At 51.3% G+C, this 17,763-nt stretch carries 23 protein-coding genes and 2 pseudogenes; 4 read left to right on the forward strand and 21 right to left on the reverse strand.

Annotated features, from left to right (window positions below; translation table 11 throughout):
- Positions 1-57: 57 nt before the first annotated feature.
- From SOM48_RS01820 to SOM48_RS01850, 7 genes are all read right to left on the reverse strand, one after another.
- On the reverse strand, positions 58-1,716 hold the full coding sequence (locus SOM48_RS01820; protein ID WP_320511312.1) for a terminase large subunit: 1,659 nt from the start codon (positions 1,714-1,716) through the stop codon (positions 58-60).
- Positions 1,717-1,719: 3 nt separating this feature from the next.
- Positions 1,720-2,220: a terminase small subunit gene (locus SOM48_RS01825; RefSeq protein ID WP_320511458.1), complete on the reverse strand. Its 501-nt coding sequence runs from the start codon at positions 2,218-2,220 to the stop codon at positions 1,720-1,722.
- Positions 2,221-2,395: 175 nt separating this feature from the next.
- Entirely contained in the window at positions 2,396-2,764 is a 369-nt protein-coding gene (locus SOM48_RS01830; RefSeq protein WP_320511313.1) for an HNH endonuclease, read from the reverse strand.
- Entirely contained in the window at positions 2,757-3,344 is a 588-nt protein-coding gene (locus SOM48_RS01835) for a hypothetical protein (RefSeq protein WP_320511315.1), read from the reverse strand. Before SOM48_RS01835 ends, SOM48_RS01830 begins: the two co-directional genes overlap by 8 nt.
- Positions 3,345-3,505: 161 nt before the next feature.
- Positions 3,506-4,966: a glycosyltransferase family 2 protein gene (locus tag SOM48_RS01840; RefSeq protein ID WP_320511316.1), complete on the reverse strand. Its 1,461-nt coding sequence runs from the start codon at positions 4,964-4,966 to the stop codon at positions 3,506-3,508.
- Between the two features lie 158 nt (positions 4,967-5,124).
- Complete coding sequence (locus SOM48_RS01845) at positions 5,125-5,298, reverse strand: GnsA/GnsB family addiction module toxin (protein WP_312480052.1); 174 nt, start codon at positions 5,296-5,298, stop codon at positions 5,125-5,127.
- Between the two features lie 437 nt (positions 5,299-5,735).
- Positions 5,736-5,963, reverse strand: a complete 228-nt coding sequence (locus SOM48_RS01850; RefSeq protein WP_320511317.1) for a hypothetical protein — start codon at positions 5,961-5,963, stop codon at positions 5,736-5,738.
- A 445-nt stretch (positions 5,964-6,408) separates the two neighbouring features.
- On the opposite strand from SOM48_RS01850, the gene SOM48_RS01855 reads away from it, so the two are divergent.
- A complete protein-coding gene (locus SOM48_RS01855; protein WP_312122991.1) occupies positions 6,409-6,735 on the forward strand; it encodes a hypothetical protein in 327 nt (108 codons plus the stop codon).
- 659 nt (positions 6,736-7,394) lie between these two features.
- Here the strand turns inward: SOM48_RS01855 and SOM48_RS01860 are convergent.
- From SOM48_RS01860 to SOM48_RS01870, 4 genes and pseudogenes are all read right to left on the reverse strand, one after another.
- Positions 7,395-7,673 (reverse strand): hypothetical protein, encoded by a 279-nt coding sequence (locus SOM48_RS01860; RefSeq protein WP_320511318.1) that lies wholly within the window; start codon positions 7,671-7,673, stop codon positions 7,395-7,397.
- Between the two features lie 161 nt (positions 7,674-7,834).
- On the reverse strand, positions 7,835-8,116 hold the full coding sequence (locus SOM48_RS01865) for an Acb2/Tad1 domain-containing protein (RefSeq protein WP_320511319.1): 282 nt from the start codon (positions 8,114-8,116) through the stop codon (positions 7,835-7,837).
- Between the two features lie 580 nt (positions 8,117-8,696).
- Positions 8,697-8,798: pseudogene (locus tag SOM48_RS22750) on the reverse strand (Acb2/Tad1 domain-containing protein); the annotation flags it as partial.
- A gap of 94 nt (positions 8,799-8,892) precedes the next feature.
- A pseudogene (locus SOM48_RS01870) lies at positions 8,893-9,110 on the reverse strand (terminase small subunit); the annotation flags it as partial.
- 35 nt (positions 9,111-9,145) lie between these two features.
- On the opposite strand from SOM48_RS01870, the gene SOM48_RS01875 reads away from it, so the two are divergent.
- A complete protein-coding gene (locus tag SOM48_RS01875) occupies positions 9,146-9,799 on the forward strand; it encodes a DUF4145 domain-containing protein (RefSeq protein ID WP_320511320.1) in 654 nt (217 codons plus the stop codon).
- A 269-nt stretch (positions 9,800-10,068) separates the two neighbouring features.
- Positions 10,069-10,710 (forward strand): hypothetical protein, encoded by a 642-nt coding sequence (locus SOM48_RS01880; RefSeq protein ID WP_320511321.1) that lies wholly within the window; start codon positions 10,069-10,071, stop codon positions 10,708-10,710.
- Between the two features lie 60 nt (positions 10,711-10,770).
- Here the strand turns inward: SOM48_RS01880 and SOM48_RS01885 are convergent, their stop codons facing one another.
- The 3 genes from SOM48_RS01885 to SOM48_RS01895 are packed head-to-tail and all read right to left on the reverse strand — an operon-like array spanning position 10,771 to position 11,958.
- The gene (locus SOM48_RS01885; protein WP_320511322.1) at positions 10,771-11,235 is read right to left on the reverse strand and encodes a lysis protein; all 465 of its coding nucleotides are present in this window, start codon (positions 11,233-11,235) and stop codon (positions 10,771-10,773) included.
- Entirely contained in the window at positions 11,225-11,728 is a 504-nt protein-coding gene (locus SOM48_RS01890) for a lysozyme (protein ID WP_320511323.1), read from the reverse strand. Before SOM48_RS01890 ends, SOM48_RS01885 begins: the two co-directional genes overlap by 11 nt.
- A complete protein-coding gene (locus tag SOM48_RS01895) occupies positions 11,728-11,958 on the reverse strand; it encodes a phage holin (RefSeq protein ID WP_414672783.1) in 231 nt (76 codons plus the stop codon). Before SOM48_RS01895 ends, SOM48_RS01890 begins: the two co-directional genes overlap by 1 nt.
- 247 nt (positions 11,959-12,205) lie before the next feature.
- On the opposite strand from SOM48_RS01895, the gene SOM48_RS01900 reads away from it, so the two are divergent.
- Positions 12,206-13,009 carry a DUF3800 domain-containing protein gene (locus SOM48_RS01900; RefSeq protein ID WP_320511325.1) on the forward strand — a complete coding sequence of 268 codons (804 nt, stop codon included), beginning with the start codon at positions 12,206-12,208 and terminating at the stop codon, positions 13,007-13,009.
- 323 nt (positions 13,010-13,332) lie between these two features.
- On the opposite strand, the gene SOM48_RS01905 is transcribed toward SOM48_RS01900, so the two are convergent.
- The 7 genes from SOM48_RS01905 to SOM48_RS01935 are packed head-to-tail and all read right to left on the reverse strand — an operon-like array spanning position 13,333 to position 17,628.
- On the reverse strand, positions 13,333-14,091 hold the full coding sequence (locus tag SOM48_RS01905; RefSeq protein WP_320511326.1) for an antitermination protein: 759 nt from the start codon (positions 14,089-14,091) through the stop codon (positions 13,333-13,335).
- Positions 14,092-14,105: 14 nt separating this feature from the next.
- Positions 14,106-15,098: a DUF968 domain-containing protein gene (locus tag SOM48_RS01910; RefSeq protein WP_320511327.1), complete on the reverse strand. Its 993-nt coding sequence runs from the start codon at positions 15,096-15,098 to the stop codon at positions 14,106-14,108.
- A complete protein-coding gene (locus SOM48_RS01915) occupies positions 15,095-15,487 on the reverse strand; it encodes a RusA family crossover junction endodeoxyribonuclease (protein WP_320511328.1) in 393 nt (130 codons plus the stop codon). The genes SOM48_RS01910 and SOM48_RS01915 overlap by 4 nt, the downstream gene beginning before the upstream one ends.
- Complete coding sequence (locus SOM48_RS01920) at positions 15,484-15,810, reverse strand: LexA family protein (RefSeq protein ID WP_320511329.1); 327 nt, start codon at positions 15,808-15,810, stop codon at positions 15,484-15,486. The genes SOM48_RS01915 and SOM48_RS01920 overlap by 4 nt, the downstream gene beginning before the upstream one ends.
- A gap of 9 nt (positions 15,811-15,819) precedes the next feature.
- Positions 15,820-16,698: a DNA adenine methylase gene (locus tag SOM48_RS01925; protein WP_320511330.1), complete on the reverse strand. Its 879-nt coding sequence runs from the start codon at positions 16,696-16,698 to the stop codon at positions 15,820-15,822.
- The gene (locus SOM48_RS01930) at positions 16,698-17,456 is read right to left on the reverse strand and encodes a helix-turn-helix domain-containing protein (protein WP_320511331.1); all 759 of its coding nucleotides are present in this window, start codon (positions 17,454-17,456) and stop codon (positions 16,698-16,700) included. Before SOM48_RS01930 ends, SOM48_RS01925 begins: the two co-directional genes overlap by 1 nt.
- Complete coding sequence (locus SOM48_RS01935) at positions 17,371-17,628, reverse strand: DUF4222 domain-containing protein (RefSeq protein ID WP_320511332.1); 258 nt, start codon at positions 17,626-17,628, stop codon at positions 17,371-17,373. The genes SOM48_RS01930 and SOM48_RS01935 overlap by 86 nt, the downstream gene beginning before the upstream one ends.
- Positions 17,629-17,763 lie beyond the last annotated feature (135 nt).

Here is a 17,763-nt window from a genome sequence, read left to right on the forward strand (position 1 = left end):
TTGCTGCCTCCTGAAACGAAAAAACCCGCCGGAGCGGGTTGTTGACTGACATAGCTGTCATATGAAATGCACCTGATAATCCTGCTTCTTCGCCTCAGGGTTCAGCGCCATAAGCGAAACGGCATTAAACAACGCCATGAGCGGGTCAATCTTGCCCTTGCCGCTGGCCTGCTTGGTAATGAGGATCGCATTGCCTTTTGGCTCGACGCGGGCATTGCCCACGCACCAGGCCATCATGGGCTGCCCGGCATGCACCAGCACACCTTCGGCAAGCTTGCGTTCGGTCGTTTTTATCGCACCGCCGAGGCGCCAGCCCTGACTGACGCCCACCACGGCATCAGCGGGAATCTCCGCCTCGATAAGTGCGTCGAGGATCTGCCCCACACCGGAGGGGTCAATGCCAATCTTGTCGAGCAGCTCGGCGGTGTGGATGCGGCTGACGTACTCCGCCACCTCTTCCGTGTCCTGCCCGACACGCTTCACAATGGTCAGGTCACCGGCTTTCACAAAGTCGTTAAACCGTGATTCCTCGCTTTTACGGCGCCGGATTGCTATTTCATGTGCCCAGGCATGACACCAGCAGAGCCATTCCCGCGTCTCGGCATCGCGCCCGACGGCACTGAACCCGAGCAGGTCATCAAGCCCGCCGCCGTCAATGCCGACCGCGATCACCTCCGCGCGCTGCAGCAAATCGTTAAAGCTCACACGCCTCGCCTGCTGCTCCCAGAAATCGACGCCCGCCCAGCGGTCGCTGCGCAGGTTGAGGCCGATTTCGATGTTGAGGTGTTTCGCCAGAAACTGCTGCAGCGTGCCATCAGTTTTCGCCTGGTTCTTTCGCAGGTTATCGGCTATCCACTCCGGACTGACGGAAAGGCCGATGTTCGGGTTGGTGATATAGAAGTTTTCAGGCTGAAGATAAGCCTTGGTCTGGATCATGCTGTCCGGGAATTCGTAGAGGATCCCCAGCGTTTTCGGATCGCTGATTTTGCCGTCGCGCACATCGCGCCAGTAATCGAGACGCTCCTTAAACACGCCCGCCGGCGGGTCATCGCTCTGCGTGGTGAGGTAAATCACCCAGCCTTCATTACGCGATACCTGGCCGCCGAGTGCCTCCATAAACATCGCCTCTGCGTTAGCGCGCTTGCCGAAAAGCCACAGTTCGTCGACGAGAATGCGGCCTGACTTCTTCCCGGAGACCGTATCGGTATCAGCGGCGACCACTTTCAGCGTGTTTCGCGTGACCCGGTGGGTGATGGTGCGGATGTGATCCTGAATCTGGAACATATCTGACAGTTCTTCATCCGCGCGGATCATGCCGGCGGCGGGTTTGAAACTGTTGTCGGCCACCTCTTTTGTCGGCGCAAGAATGAGATGCTCCTCGTCCTCACGCCAGCAGAGAATGAGCGCGGTCAGCATAATGCCGGCGGCAATCGTCGACTTGGTGTTCTTCTTCGATATCAGCAGACCGTATTCACGGATGAGCTGGTTACCGGTCTCGGCGTCGTACCCGCCGAAGATGACTTTCACAAAGTCGAACACCCACGCCTCGGAACACTCACCGAATGTGGGCTTGCCGGGGAGGTCTGAAACACGGAGTTCGCGGAATATGCTCAGCGCCTGTTCAGCCTGGTCAGCGAATATGGGCGGCGGAATGATGGACTCGCCGTCGATGAGGCGGTTTTCCCAGTCGGTGCAGGCCGTGGACCACTGCGCCATGGATTACCCCTCTTTGTTGTTCACCACCAGCTTTGGCGGTGCCATGGATCCGAACTTGCTCGCGCCTGCGGCCACTTTTGCCGCAGCATTGCGCGCCTCTTTTTTGCCCGTCTCCCCTTTTTTGGGGTGAACGTAGGGCAGCATGGCCTTTGCCGCATCCTTCCGGGTGTCAATATCCTCAGTGGAGTCGTTCATCACTGCCATCAGAAATTTGAGCGGATCGTCATACTGATCAGCTGCCAGCGGCACTTCCGGCGGGGCAATTTTTTCCGGGGTGTTTACCGCTGGGGTATAAACATTTTTCCGGTACCCCGGCACCTCATCCACGGTGACGGTTTCTTGCTTTTTACGGGCAATAAAAGCGGTGACTTCCGGGTCTTTTGCAAGCTGCGACCCCTTTGACCGCGCGGATTTCTCCGAGTAGCCCGCCTTTACTGCCGCATCTTTCTGAGACATGCCGGACATCAGCGCCACCGCGAATTTTCGCTTCTGCGCTGTTAACATGTTTATACCCTCCAGAAGGGGATTTTTTCTCTGCGTGAGGGAGGGGGCGGTGTACAGGGTGATCGGCCTTTTTTTTGAGCCCTCCCCCCCGGTAATGAGAATCATTATCATTACAAATGAAATAGTTACAAATGCAACTAATTACCCAGTTAAATGATAATCATTTTCATTTAAATCAAAATATGACTGTTCCCTGTCCGTCAGCCCCTTCAGGCACGGCATGTTTCAGGGCTTCATCATCCGGACCGGCCGTAGCGGCTTCGCGCGCAGACTTCCCGGCGTGGCATTCCTTACAGAGCGTCCAGAGGTTGCGCTCTGTGTTGTCGCCGCCGAACTGTAGCGCGATGCGGTGGTCAAGCTCGCTGTCATGCAGATCAACCGCGCGTGCGCACATACAGCAATGCCCTCCGTCGCGTACCCACAGCCGCCGCTTAAGCCCCACACGCACACTGCCACTGATACGCCGCTGCTCACCGTAAACGGGTTTGATGCGTCGGGTGTCAATGACCTTAAGCCGGGGTTTGAGGGTTGTTATCTTAGCCATGTAGCCTCCATGCCCGTCGCCGCTCGTGGCGGGGCTGACGATCGGGATGCTTCTCAACGGGATAACCGTCAGCATGGTCCACCAGTGAGCAGCAGGGATAAACAACCGGGCCGCCGCAGGCATCGCCCACTGCGAAGTCAGCAGGCTTACCCGCGTCCCAGCGTGACAGCAGGTCAGGTAACAGAGCTGGCGGAACGCTGTAGCAGACAGCATGCATGAGACGCTGCATAGTGATGTGGTCGGCACGGATGCGATCAGCAGCAATGAGCTTTGTCGCTATCTCAAGCTGGTACTGCGGCGGGCGGCCGGTGCCAAGGTAGAACGAGCAGAGCTGATCAGGAAAACATTCCAGCCAGTCAGCCACCTTTTCCGCAAACGCCGTGATCGGCAGCGCGTCATCTTCCAGCACGACCACCCGGCAGGGTTGACCTGCTGCCCACTCCAGCGCGCGGCGGTGATTCCAGTTGGCACCCCTGTCGTGTTCGTCCACCAGCAGGTGAGCACCAAGAGAGTCAGCCAGCCTTTCGGCCTGCTCTCGCCGGGCGTGATGTCCCACAACAACGAACCTGATTTCGCTCATGACTGACCTGCACGCTTGCAATAAAAAAGGCCGCACAGTGGCGGCCTCTGGAGAGGTGAGCATTCAGCCTGAGACGGCTTATCGTCTCTCTTCTCCCTGGCGGGTGGCGCTTAACGCAGAACGTCCAGCTGAGTGCTCAGATACATTATGACTTACGGTTGTTATTTATGCTGCCACCAGGCGAACTCCTTGCCGGTTCCACCTGATTTGAAAACAGTATGCACTTGCGGCCCTGTCACGATGCGATCACCAAAGCGCTTAGCGACAATGCCAAAAGCCAGCATATCGCCGACAGCTGCCGCCGCATTCTCTGTCTTCCAGAAGCGGTGACACTCCAGCAGGTAATAAAGGCGCACTATCCCGTGCGCAAACTCCATTACGTCAGCGCGAAGGCCGCCTAGCAATCCGGCATTCAGCATTACTTCGTCACGATACTCACCGAGGAAGTCCTGATAGACGCGCTCCGGGTGGTGCTGGCGTGCCCAGGCATCGGCGTAGGTCTTTGGTTCAGAGCCGACATACACCTTGCCCGGCACCATATCTGCCCATGGCTCCCGGAGCATTTCGACATCGGTACCATCAGTGCACCAGACGAGATGATACTCAGGGTGATCGCGAAGGTGCTGCCAGATATGCAGCCAGCGCCGGAAGTAAACGTTCATATTCACGGCGGGAACGCGCCACAGTTCGACATCAGCCGGCGCGGTTGCCAGTTCATCAGCCAGCACAATCCGCCCGCATCCGCGCAATGATGCAGCCCACTTCGCCAGAAGGACGGGTGAAGCTGTCATTCTGGTACCGCGCTGCGGGTCAGGCTCACTGGTCAGCAACGTGGTGATTACCATATTACATTGCGGTCGATACGGGGCGTAGCCGGTATAACCGGTGTCGCGGCGCTCGTTGTGAATCCTGACGTTGCGATTAACCTGCTCTTCCCTGTCCTTACGTGGTACCGAACGCTCCACCAGCTCATGCTCATCGAGGGAGTGAATCAGCTTTTCAGAGCCGACCACATCAGCGAATGCCCAGGAAGTTAGCCCAGCATTGTGGATACGAAGGGCGAGATCGCTGTGCTCGTACATGCCGCGACCGTAAATCGGGTCGAAGCCGCCGACACGCTCAATCGCGCTACGGTGGTAGTAGAGCATGACGCCGCGCTGGCCGGTGTAGGCGATATGCTGATCGTCGCGATACAGCACCGCGATATCGTTCAGCTTGCGCGCGCCAGCCAGATCGAGAAACTGATAAGCCAGATGTGGCTCGGGTGATTCGATGTAAGGCAGCCACCAGCCATCAGCGATCGGCCAGGCGTCATCGTCCCACAGGAAGATATGTTCGCACCCGGCATCCATCAGCGCGGTAAGGCTGGCGTTCTTCGATGCAACAATGCCCAGCGATTTATCGTGCCGGATCAGGTTAACGCTGGCGGGCACCACCGCTGGTGGCTGTGAACCGTCATCAACCACGACCACCAGCGCGCCGACAGGTAAATGTCGGAGATGATGCTCCAGCGCCTGGCTGAGTACACTTGCGCGGTTATGCGTGGAAATGGCTATGCCGATCCGGCTGGTAGCTGAGTCACAGACAGGCGCGTACGGAACACCATCGATAGTGACCTGCATAAAGCTTCCTTTTAGATGTGATCCTGTCGCATGGAGCAGCCGTCCGGGAAAACAACTTTCCCGAAGCTCACGACTGGGCTACTCGCAAACGTTTAGCGCATGCGAAGTGCAATAAAAAAGGCCGCCTTAGCGACCTTGCATTTGAAAAATGAGACTAACTAAAGAAGTTTAATTTTCACTTCATAACCTTCGAGACCCGTCATCGATTCGCGACCAATAAACTGGATTTCAGAGACTTCTTTTCCTGTTTTTTTTCGTAATTCTGAAATCTTTTTAGCTATCAGTGCCGAGATCTCTTCTTCTGCCTTTTGTATCAAAGCATCATCTTTCATCATTACCTCTTCTGGTATGTTTACTATTCCCATTTTCAAACATGGTGACAAGTGTTGATTAACTGTCCACAACCATAACTGTTTATAAATTATAGACTATCTACATAACAGACGCTCGGTGGAGATACACAACAGTAGCTGCCGGAGCAAAGACTCTTACTACATCAGCGGTCTCGCATTCATCACGAAAAAAAGCCCATACATCTCTGCATGGGCTTGGGCATATGGTGCCGGGTGCCTCCCGGTGAGCCTTTAGGTTAACCACCTGTGACCCGCTGCTTCAATTGATCACGATTAGCGCTAGTGAAGAAGAGCCATCAGGTTACTTAGCCCCGCCGCTAAGGGGGATTCACCATAATTTGAAAACAAGGTAAGTTATAAGATCAGCTTTCTTCTCGGTATTCTGATATCAGTTATTGAGCCTGATCAGGGTTCGTTCAAAGTGAACCGTTCACTGCACAGATAACTTCTTCTTGTGTAAGCTCACGATCTGAAGCGACATAAATCTCGGTGTGATCGCCAGTTAATGAGTGAATTCCTGTAAGCATTATTTTTAGCGAAACCTCATCGCCGTTTGGATAACTTCGCATCATGCAGGTTAGAGTTTTGGGCACATTCACTGCTTCTACATGCTGCGAGTTAAAGAAAACCAAAACTTTTTTCATAGACTTACCTCGCTCCGGTCATGCATGTGAGTTAAGAAAAAATGTCGCTCAGACTTCAAACGCAGATATCTAGAGAGCGTTATTCAACTGCATGAGCATTGTTATAGTGCTTATAATCCAGCCCATACCCATAACGAGATCGCCTGTTAATAAACAAGCGAGACATCAGCTGACATATGTTTCTCAAGAGGTTAATGAGTCTATACATAAAAAAAAATGAAACACCTTCTAAAGAGAAATAATCGCAATTGTATTGTTTTACAGCATGTTTGAGTGCAATAAGCCTGCTGTAAGAGTGTAATCGGCTAGTTCATTGCGCATGTTTTTAGTATTTATGTTATCGAGCCTACCGGCGCATATGCTCTACCATGGCTACCAGTTCTGCACTGTACAGCCTTTAGAAACGGAGTAATATTTTACAACATAAAATTAACAAGGACATAAGATGAAAAGTAACCTTTTTTTCGCCATCATTGTTTGCGCTTCCTTGCTACAAGGGTGCTCACTCGTCGCAAAAAACCAGGGTATCCACTGGGGTGAAGGGGCTTGCCCTGCACCGGCAAAAGCTGACATCGCTGATAGCGGACATTTAATAATAAAAGATGGAAAAACACTAAAGTGTCAGATCAAGCCCTATGTCAGTAACATGGATTGTCAGGGAATAACAGATAAAACAGGTGCTGATGGTTTAGTTTGTCAGAACGGTGTTGGGCAGAGAATCCTATTCTTATTTAATGAGAGCGGTGTCTTACAGAAGCATGGCAATGTCTGACACCATTTGCGCTTAGCATTTATTGGGTGCATGCATGCTGAGTTGTGCAGATTTACCTACCGCTTGCGCTTGTTAACCTCTGCAAATGCACCAGACTTTATCTGGCTCGTACAGGAATACCGCTCCGACCCAGTGCACGGTGCAAGGATGCACACCCAGTCGGTGGAATCTAATCGCGATAATTAAAATGATGTTTTACCTCATTGCCGTCTTTGTTAAGAGGACCTTTTTGTCGCTTAATTTGCTTATTGATGAAGTTCTGCAACCAGCTAGCCGACAAACCCGGTCAATGTAGCGATTCGATCTCTGAAAATAGATAGCCCTGATATTTTCCTAATGCTCCCCGCTTACGCTTGCAGTTCCGGGGATATGTGTAAGAGTTAGACCACCTTGAAGTGGCTCCTACCCACACCAGGGGAAACCTCAGGGATGAGCGCGTCGAGAAGATAAAAACAGCTTTAAAGACCCGCATTATTCCTGTTGCCCTCATTTAGAGGGCATTTTTTCATTATCAAACACACCCGCAGATGAGCTTTGTAATGATTACTTCCTTCAGTTTGCTTATCCCACTCATCGCGGAACTTGCTCGGGTTATCACCGCCTTGCAATGACATAAAACCTCTCGTGTTTTTACCAATAAAAAACCGCCCGAAGGCGGCTTATTTAAAATTTATATTACGCTTTAGAAGATTGGCAATGTCACCCTTAGCGAGCAAAACCATATCTGCCGTTGCTGTTATTAGCGTGTAAAAGCCCAGTGATTTAAGCTCCGAGTAGAGCTCGACACTGGTGCCTCGACTGATATTCTTGAAAAGCTCCTGGCTAATGCCATCGCCTTTAATCTCGATATATTCGACGTCATCCTCTTCATCGTAGAACTTACTTGCTGAAATCGCGGGAAAATTGCTGCCGATGATAGTTACAATTATCTCGTCCATATCCACCTCTTGATTGCAGTTCACTAACAAGGTTAGATGATAAAATAATTCATTGCAATCAACAACTTAACTGACGACTTCGTCAATGCAGTGTCGCAACCCTTCACAGCGTGGCTAACCGTGTTTTGCAGAGTGGAGAACATCATCAGGCGCTTTGCTCCTCAGCAGTCTGCGTCGGGGCGGGCAACAGCACGACATGCCCACATGCAGGCTTCCTGCATTTTGGTGCGGGCAATAGCCAGGCAGCGCCCAGCTTCCTGTGCTTCTACAGAGTGATTCGCCGTCTCAGAAAGCTCAGCGCTTACGTTTTCACGCTCGGTATCGAGAAGGTTGCAGAAATGGCGACTGACCCCTTTGAGGCGATTCATGCGTTCAATGTCGCCATCAGTCAAAGTGCGGTAGCCTTTTACAGTGCTGCCGTCTTGTGGTTTAGCTTCGCTCATGAAGTTCCCTTCTAAATTTGGATGGATGAGGCGCAATAAAAAAGCCACCAGCGGATGCCAGTGGCTTTGATGGATTGTGGTGGCCGGTGCTAATCTCCGGCTTTGCGGCTTAACGATCTAGGTCTGTGGTGCCACAAGAACGACCGGTCACGCCAATCAGCCTTGGCTATTCCCCCACAATTTAACATTATCACAGGCACTCATTGAATGCCTGCTGTAATGCCTCGGACTATGCTTTTGATAACATGCAAGATTACTGGAATCGACAAAATAATCTTTAATGCCAGAAGCACGCTAACCGTAATTTCGCTTAATGAGTCAGCCGTTAGAGAGTCCATCAAGGGCGTATATAAGGCGATTACGAGGCTCGATCCAACAAGGTACAAGCCAACCAGGAATATGTATGCGAGGACGTTATGAAGAACAAAGAGCATCAGCTGCTTTAGGCCTAGTTTTCTCTGCCAGTTGAAAGCATGTTTTAACGTACGAAAGTAGCCAAGCATTACCTATTCGTCCCTGAAAATTAACACCAATAGCGCATTATAATGCGTTGTTCTATTTAAGGCACTGCTGTAAAGCCTCAGGAGTCTGCGTCGGGGCATGCAGCAGCACGACATGCCCACATGGAGGCTTCCTGCATTTTGGTCCGGGCAATCGCCAGGCAGCGCGCAACTTCCTGTGCTTCTACAGAATTATTTACCGTCTCGGAAAGCCCATGGCTTAGGCGTTTTCCCGCTCTTTATCTAGAAAGCGGCAGAACTGGTGGCTGACGCCTTCAAGGCTTTGAGGAAATATATCTCATTTATGCCAACCAGATCATTGCGCTCAACTTTCATTTCGGCAATTCTGGATTAGACGTTAGATTTTGACAGATTTTTTAAGCCGGTGCGGTTAGAAATTTTTGCGCTGTGCCCGCCTGAATAGCCGCTTGCGTGGCGTTTAAATCGATAAGGTGCTTGCGACAGAGCATTTCTTGTCTGTCGGTGAATGCCATAATTAACCATTATTAATGTTTAAGGGGTTTGTTACATGGGAATGTTGTCCATTAACGAAACATGTCCACATTGTCTGAAAGAAAATGCTGTATTGAGTTCAATAAAGGAGGCGAATCTAGCAGTTGGCTTCTTTTCGGTAGTGTTCCAATGCCAGTCTTGCTTTCGATTACTTATCGCTGAGATTGCTACAGGTTCCTTTAGTAGCCCCGAGATCCAGGCAAAAAACACAATATATCCAATCGAAGCGTACTCGGCTGAAAGAATGAGCGTTCAACGAACATACCCACAAAAAATCGCCTTCGAGGCACCTGTAAGTACACCTGAAAGAGCAGCTAAATTCTTTATCGAAGCCAAGGAGGATTTTTCCCGTGGAAGATATGAGACAAGCGCGATGAATTGTAGAAAAGTTATTGACATAGCCACTAAGGCTTTACATGTTGGCAATGAAGACAAACTTATTCGACGCATATCCGCCTTAAGAGCTACTGGACTAATCACACAAGAAATGTCTGATTGGGCCCACATCATTCGTATAGATACAAATGATGCTATTCATACGGATGAAGAATTTAGCAAAGAAGATGTTGATCAACTACTCAAATTTACTGAGGTTTTTTTGACCTATTCATTCACTCTCCCAGCAATGGTGGCTGCGAAGCGAAAACCGGAGGAACCTGAAACCGCATGAATTTTAGTCAAGTTTCTGAACTATAATAAAGCGCTTGCCATTTCCAGCATAGATTAAGACCGTTTTGCGCCCTCCGCAAGGAAAGAATGTTTTTCACCCTTGTCTGCAACGGGCGCTACGAATTCATTAACGATTCAACACTGGCTGCACTCGTTCAGGCCAGTGTTGTTTCTTTGGTTTTAAGTTATCGTAATTTTGTAGATGTCAGTCAGTGTCGCTTCTATAATCACCGCTTTATTTTTATTTTTTTATCGCTTTAAGGTGAACTCATGCCAATGAATTTTGATATCTTTATGGAAGTTTCAGGGTTTACATTCGATCCGAAAACCTTCGAAAAAATCATGCTTGGCAATAATAAATTAGCCAGTTGCCTGACAACTCACTTAGCAATAGAGCGCTTTCTAGAGGCATGGGTATGCTCTTACACTGGTATAAAAGATCTTTTCATCAACGATCCTAAAGACAAAAGCAAAGTGCGTTTTTCTATGAATTTTATCGGGAAAGCTAAACTTGCTCAGCGAATGGGCATACCTCAAGATGCATATCGCATAATTGAAAAACTAAATAATATCCGCAACAATTTCGCACACCAGCATGACTATGAAGGTGCAACTCATGCTGAATTTATTGAAATCATTAAGAAAATAGATGAGCTACCCTCTTATGGGCATAAGGCCTTGGGCGCTGAGGATTACAAAGTATTCATAGATGACGGTAAAAATCAGCAAACCTATCACCTTTCCTCCGGATCATGTCCTCATGAACTACGGTACGCAGCTATTACTTACGGTTTAATTGTGAGGTGTATGCTTCACATGATCAACTTATTACCTATCATCAGTAATAAAAATTACAACCAAGCTACCAGCTATCGAGGCTCGACCATTACATTCAAGTTTTCACCGCATTAATATATGTATTTAGATTTTTTTGTCCATTATTTAAGCCCTTCACATAGGGCTTCATTACATCTATCTCAAGCACTGCTCCCTAATGTAGTCCTGCAAATAGCCAACCTGTTTGGTTACTGAGGCGACTCGCTCTCTAAGGGTGAAATAATCCCGTTGAGCGGAGTCTGTAAGTCGGGGGCTGGAAGCATCGCCCATGCCGCCGGCGGCGGACGCTCCGCTCGCTGAACATCGGGCGTTGAGCTGCAACCGGCGCTTACCAGTAGCAACATCGCGCTCAAGCTGATCGATAGTGGCTTTTGCATCTGCCAGTTCTCCCGTGTATTTGGCATCAAGTGCAGCAGCATCGCGCTGGCGCACTTTCATGTTGCCGATTGTGTTGTTTGCCAGCTTCAGGCTGTGGGTGGCACTGTCACGCTGTCGCTTATAGTCGATAGCGTTATTGCGGTAATGGTTAATCGCCCAGGCGAGGGACAGAACGCAGGCGAGCAGGAGCAGAGCGGCGACCGCTTTCCAGTTAGAGATCATCTTTGCTTTCCGCCAGGCACATTGAGCGCTCCATCTCACGCCGGTTCTGCAATCCTTTCCATTTCATGCCACCAGCGTAAACCCAGCGGCGCATTTCTTCGCATGCCCCTTCCTGATCGCCACGGTTCAGCTTTTTCAGGAGGGAAGATTTGGAGAACGCATCGGAGCCGACGTTGAAGACGAAGCTGTAAAGTGCGGCACGCTGGTACTCGCTCAAGGGCACTTTCACCAGGTTGTCGACGGTGCGCTTTGCCGGCTGCAGGTCTTTCCACAGCAGGCGATCGCATTCGCGGTCGGTGTAGGTCTTGCCCCGGATGATGTCGCTACCGGTATGACCGTCGCACACCGTCCACACTCCGGCCACGTCTTTGTAGGCTTCATATTTCCTGCCCTCAACGCCGTCTTTACCGCCAATAAAAATGGTTGCTATCGCAAGCGCGCCTGCACCAGCAGCACCTACCAGCTTTCTGCGAAGTGGAGTTGAAAAAGGCATTACTCCTCCTTGTAGGCTGAAGGGTTAGGCCAGCGCTGATAAGCCTCAATCTGCGCCAGCGTAGTTTTGCGTTTGTAATACCAGTTGATCCCGAAAGTGAGAAGTGCCACAACAATGCCAGCAATCACGCCAACAGCACTCCATTCATCAGGGCTTAGCCGGGTCAGTACGCCATTAGCCACCGTCCCGGCTGATGCGCCATAGGCAGCGCCAGAAGCTAATTTGCTCATGTTGGACATTCTCTCACCTCCGATCAAATCGGGGGGCTATGTGTTTGAGTTGGCTGGAGATCAACACTATTTATTTAAAAAAATCTAATTAGTAGAGATGGCCAGTAAGTAAAAAACACTACAAGTTAGGACTTATAGGCTTCAAAGAATGATCTTTTTCATGTTTACATCAAAAACGATCTTTATCAGTTAGTTACAAACATGGTTAAATATTCTCCTTCAATGAATTAATCTAAAAAGGCCAAAGATGTCTTTGACAGAGAATCCGGGAAAACTGATATGGCATGTGGCCTGTGACGAGTCGGGCATCGATGGCCAAAGGTTTTATGGTTTTGGCAGTCTGTGGATGAAATACCAGCGGCGGGGAGACTTTTCCCGAGTCATTCGAGAGTTACGAGATAAACACAACTTTTATGAAGAAATAAAGTGGCAAAAAGCCCATTCAAAAAGATATGCCTCATTTTACCACGATCTTATAGATACATTCTTCAAACATCCCTGGCTCGCTTTTCATTGCATAGTTATCGAGAAATCTGTTGTTAATAAAAAATTACACGATGGGGATTTCGATTTAGCGCGACGCAAGCATTTCAATAAGCTAATCACTACCAAAATCAGTAACATAATCAAGGCTCATCCAGATAGAGAGAGCTTTTTTAGGGTTGAGTTAGACCCTATAGCTTCTCGCTATAAAAAGGCAGATGAGGAGTTTCATGTAATTGCCAATAATGTGTTAAATCGTCAGCATGGCAGGAAAGATATCATAAATGCTGTAGTTACTAAGGATTCAAAGGCTTCAGAGAATATCCAAATTGCAGACTTTTTTCTCGGTGCTGTCATGTCTGCGTACCAAGGTAAAGCATCATCTGAAGCAAAAATTCAAATCTCTAACCTTGTCGCTTCTTACTTGGGCTGGAAACACTTACAAAATGATACGTGGAGTACTGAGAGAAAATTCAACATCTGGTACTTTTACGATAAAACGAGGGGACTAAGGGATATCGAAACGAAATCGGTGAAGCTTAAATACCCGCTGCCCATTAAAAGATAAAGCGCTGACCTCTCAGCCAGCATGGTTGGAGTTCCAGACCAATTATCGAGTCGAAGTTACCAACTTGGCGGTTTTCATTTGGGAGCCGCCTCTTCATTCCCAAATCCGTTAAATAAATACTATGCGTATGGTGCTACAGCGTCAACAGCAACCATAGTACGCGTTGTTGTTTCATCTCGTGTACACAAGGGTAAAAATTTATTCGTAACACCATCAAACTTCAATTTTATAATACCGACATACAATGCCCATCATTGAGAAAATCCTAACCATTTTTTTCGGATATTGCAAGCATCGTGTCGCTAAAAATCGCGATAATGCAGCTATCTTGTTACTTTTCGCAGTTGCTCCTCAGCGAAAGCTTCTTCTTGCCAGCACTTTGTCACCAGAAGCGCTATCACATCGCCATAGCCGCTGTACCACTGGTAGCTGGTCAGATCGGGAATAATCTTCTCAATACGCGCTCGCGCCAGTGTGGTAGGCAAACGGCTGAAGCGGTTTCCGTTGCAACGACCGCATACTTTCCTGACTGGTGCGCCGAGGAGATTGGTTCTCTTCTCATCCAGCACGGTCCCCTTACCTTTACAGCCGCGGCAGGCCGTGCCCACCACTCCTTTTCCCGCGCAGTACTGGCACATCACTTCTACGGCTTCGTGCTTAACCGTTGCCTCTACGCCATTAACGCCAGAGTGCTTAACCACGTCCTGCAGTTCCCGAACCACGCCCTTCCCTTCGCATTGTGGGCAGGTCGATTTACTGGCTGCCGAACGCGAATAATCTGCGTAAGCAAATTGCACAAGCACCGGCAGAACTTCACCGCGAGCCTTCTCACTCAGCTTCCCCAGCACCGGATTTTTCAGCGCCAGCGCATATTGCATCAGCCCATTAATAGCAGGTGCCGGATCCTGAATCCCCATTTTCGCCAGGAAGAGATTAAAACCGAGACTGGCTTTCGACTGCACCATGCCCTGGGCTGCCATTACATCGGTGATAGTCAGCGCGACGCCGCCGGTCGCTGGCGTCTGATCGTTAAGCTTCGGTGATTTCGGGGAATAAAATTTCGGTAATGATTCGAGGTTCATAGCGTCTCCACAATTTACGCCAGCGCGCCGATGGCCAGTGCGCGATCGATAAAACGAAACAGCAGCACCAGCTGGCTGCCGTGCTTCTCTTCAAATGCCACGGTGTCAGCGTGCAACGCGTCGTGATGCGCTCTGCAAAGCGGGATCACAAACAGGTCGTGCGCCTTCGTACCCATTCCACCCTGCCCGTGGCCTATCAGGTGATGGGGGTCGTCTGCCGGGTTGCCACAGCACATGCACTGCTGCGTTTTAACCCAGCGGGTGTACTTCTCATTCTCCCAGCGGCGGCGCTTCGGGCGCAGCATGAAGGATTCCGGCGTTTCCGGATCCACATTCAGCGCCAGCACCTGCTTAGCCACCTCCTCCACTATCTCGCGCCCGAGGCGTTCACCGGGTACCAGCTCTGTTTCGCGGGTGACGGAACGGATCACCGGCTTAGGCATACGTAGCACCTGCCGTGCGGCATCTTCCGGCAAGGCATCTGCCAGGCCGTTACGCGCGAGCCACCAGCAGAACTCCGGCAGTGTGAGCGTATGTGAATCGTCGAAACCCAGTTCACGACGTGCGGTGGTGAGGATGTAAGCCGCGCAGTTCGCCCGCGCCATGTGCGCCAGCTGCTCTGTAGTCTGTTCACGCAGCATGTTATCGCAGTGCCAGCACAGGCGAAGCGCGCCGGGCGCGTGGCGCATCGTGGTGATGTTCTCCGCGTGCCAGTCCTCATGCGGCCACTGACAGCCACCGTTTTCCATCAGCCAGCTTTCCAGCCCACCGATGCCACCGGCGCGGCGCAGCACCGCATCGTTTTCAAAAACACCAGCGAGCGCAGGATCTTCAACCAGCGGCTGCTCGGCTGGTGGCAGTTCGCCGTTGGGCATACCAGCCAGGCGTTCCGGCTCATTTTCCAGCAGCATGCGCCCGCGGCGGAAATGCATCAGCAGGCTGGCGCCCGGCCTGAACATGACGAGACCCAACTCATTAACCACAACCGGATTCAGCAGCGCCCTCATTTAACAGTTCCCAGTGTTGTCGGTTGGAACATGCTGATCGTGATCTCGACGCTGCCGCCCTTCACTATCGGCCCCCACTCCACCAGCATCCGTTTAACCTGGCTGTCGTCCTCCCATACGCCAGCATGCGTCAGCGCATCAAAAAGTGCCTTGTTGTAGTTGTCGATATCACGGCGGCGCGCGTCCGGTGGAAAAAGCAGGATTTCTACCGCTGCTGGCTCGGTCGACGGCTTTGGCAGACGACGTAGCTGCTCAATGATTGCCGCACAGGCTGCGCTCTGAAATGCACGACCAGCAGCACTGATGAGATGGCGCCCCTTCAGTGGACCCTTATTCGGAGCACGCCAGTAGGTGTTCACGCTCGGGGGAAATGGCAGCGTGAGTTTCATACCGCTACCCCGCGCATTTTCAGGAAGGAGATCGCCTGGTTTCTTGCATGTTCTTCACCGGCCCACAGCGAGCGCAGCAGCGAAACTGCTTCATCTTCTACGCCCTGGCTGCTGATGGAGATGCCGCGGCACACACCCGGTAAAAGGGTCAGAGCGCCTTTACGCTGGAGAGATCGCAGCACTTCAGTTGCCGCGTTCGGCGATGCTGCGCCCATCAGTTCGGCAACTTCCTTTTGCGTAGGCGGGATCCCATGCTCTTTATGGAAGGCCACAATCAGGCTCAGTATTTGCTGCTGGCGGGCGGTTAAAATATTCTTTTTCACACTGCCTCCTCAGAGAATGGCCACGATGTCAGCAGCGTTTTCCCGCGTGCTGGCTTTGCTGGAAATGGAGCGGCGGGCGCTGACGTGATGCAGCGTGAAGCTGTGCTGCTCGTAAAGCTCGATAAGCCGTGGTGCCGTCGAGTTGCTGATCACCACCCGCGCGCCGCGCTGATGTGCCGCAACACAGGATTTAGCCAGCGCCACCTGGTCAGCCCATACGAAACCGCCGGCGGCATAGTTCGTGAAACCCGCCGTACCCGGCAGCGGTTCATACGGTGGATCGCAGTAAACGACATCACCCTCGCCCGCCACCGACAGCGTGCGGCGATAACCGGCGTTCATGAATACGCAGGTGTGCGCCACCGGGGCAAAAGCCAGCAGCTCTTTATCCGGGAAATACGGGTTGGCTTTTTTACCCCAGCCAACGTTGAAATCGCCAGCGCGGTTATAGCGGATGAGGCCGTTGAAGCAGTGGCGGTTCAGGTAGAGGAAAGCGGCGGCGCGCTCCGGTCCGGTCATCTGCTGCGCGTTGAATGCCTGGCGAACGGCGAAGTAACTCCGCTCGTCACCCATTTCAGTAAACAACTGGCGCGCCAGCACCGTTACCTGCTCTGGCACAACGGCAAGCATCTGATAGAGGTTAATCAGATCCGGATTGGCATCTGCCAGCAGGAAGCTTTTATGCTTATCGGAGTTGAGGAAAACCGACCCGCCCCCGACAAACGGCTCAATCAGCCGGGCACCCGCCGGTATAAGGAGATCCAGTTCAGGCATCAGCGAATATTTACCGCCAGCCCACTTCAGGAATGGACGCTGCCATGCGCGCGGCGATAAGTTTGACGCAACGTTTTTGGTTTCAATACCAGTATCTACAGATTCACATTGCATCAGTTCACCACCCGAAAGCCTGCAGGGCGCTGAGAATAATCAGCGTCGGCATAACTACCCGGGAATAACGGGTCTTGGCGGGACCCTTTGGCTGCCGGGATTAGCCATGCATCTTCGAAATGACGATCTGGACCAAAGAATGTTCTCGCCTGTTTAACGAATTCGGTACCCGTCTTCCCTGTCTGGCTGACAAACGCCGCATAGCGTTTGAGGCCTTCCAGCATGTCATCTGGTGCGACACCCTCACGAACGCGCGCATCCCACGCTTTCAGAGCCGCACTTTTTGAATTACCGCCTGCACGCTTCGGATATAACTCCCAGGCCTGTTCGAATAAGTTATTAGTGACTGATTCTTTGACTGGTTCAGATAAGTTACTGATTCCGGGTGCAGCTCCTGCACCACTAACCGGTGCAGCATTTACACCACCTGGTGCAGCAGATTCACCACTTAGCGCAGCAGGTGCACCAGAGGGTGCAGCATTTGCACCAGTGCGCAAAATGAGGGTGTAAACGTTCGTGCGGTTCAGGCCGTTGGAGGATTTGCGCTCTTCAACAGACACGAGGCCATCTTCAACTAGCTTTTTGATATGGCTTTGAACCGAACGCACTGACATTTCGCACTGCTCTGCGATATAAGGGACGGAGGGCCAGCATTCGCCTTGGTCGCTCGCGTTATCGGCAAGTTTTATCAGCACGAGTTTGCGGAGTGGATTGCCCACCTTCGCTTTCATGGCTCTTACCATTAATTCCATGCTCATCTGAACCTACCTCAAACTCTCTGTAATCGCGCTTAAAGATATGGAGTGGGCTGAAGCATTCATGGGGGTAGCCGTCCCGCATATAGATAACTCGCCGCGATTCTGGCTCCCACCGTATGACACGGACGGGGATGCCTCTTCTGTCACGGAACCACCGGTCAACTTCAGCCACTCTTTACGTCCCCGCTCATTCATCGCTGCGAATGCGCCTACCAGCGCGCCAGCAGTCTGGTAGTTGTGACTACCCTCTGTGCCACGTACTATTTCCACATAGCCGAACGGTGCATCACGCCCCACCAGCGGTGGG

The sequence above is a fragment of the Kosakonia sp. CFBP8986 genome (assembly GCF_034044935.1).
GTDB lineage: Bacteria > Pseudomonadota > Gammaproteobacteria > Enterobacterales > Enterobacteriaceae > Kosakonia > Kosakonia cowanii.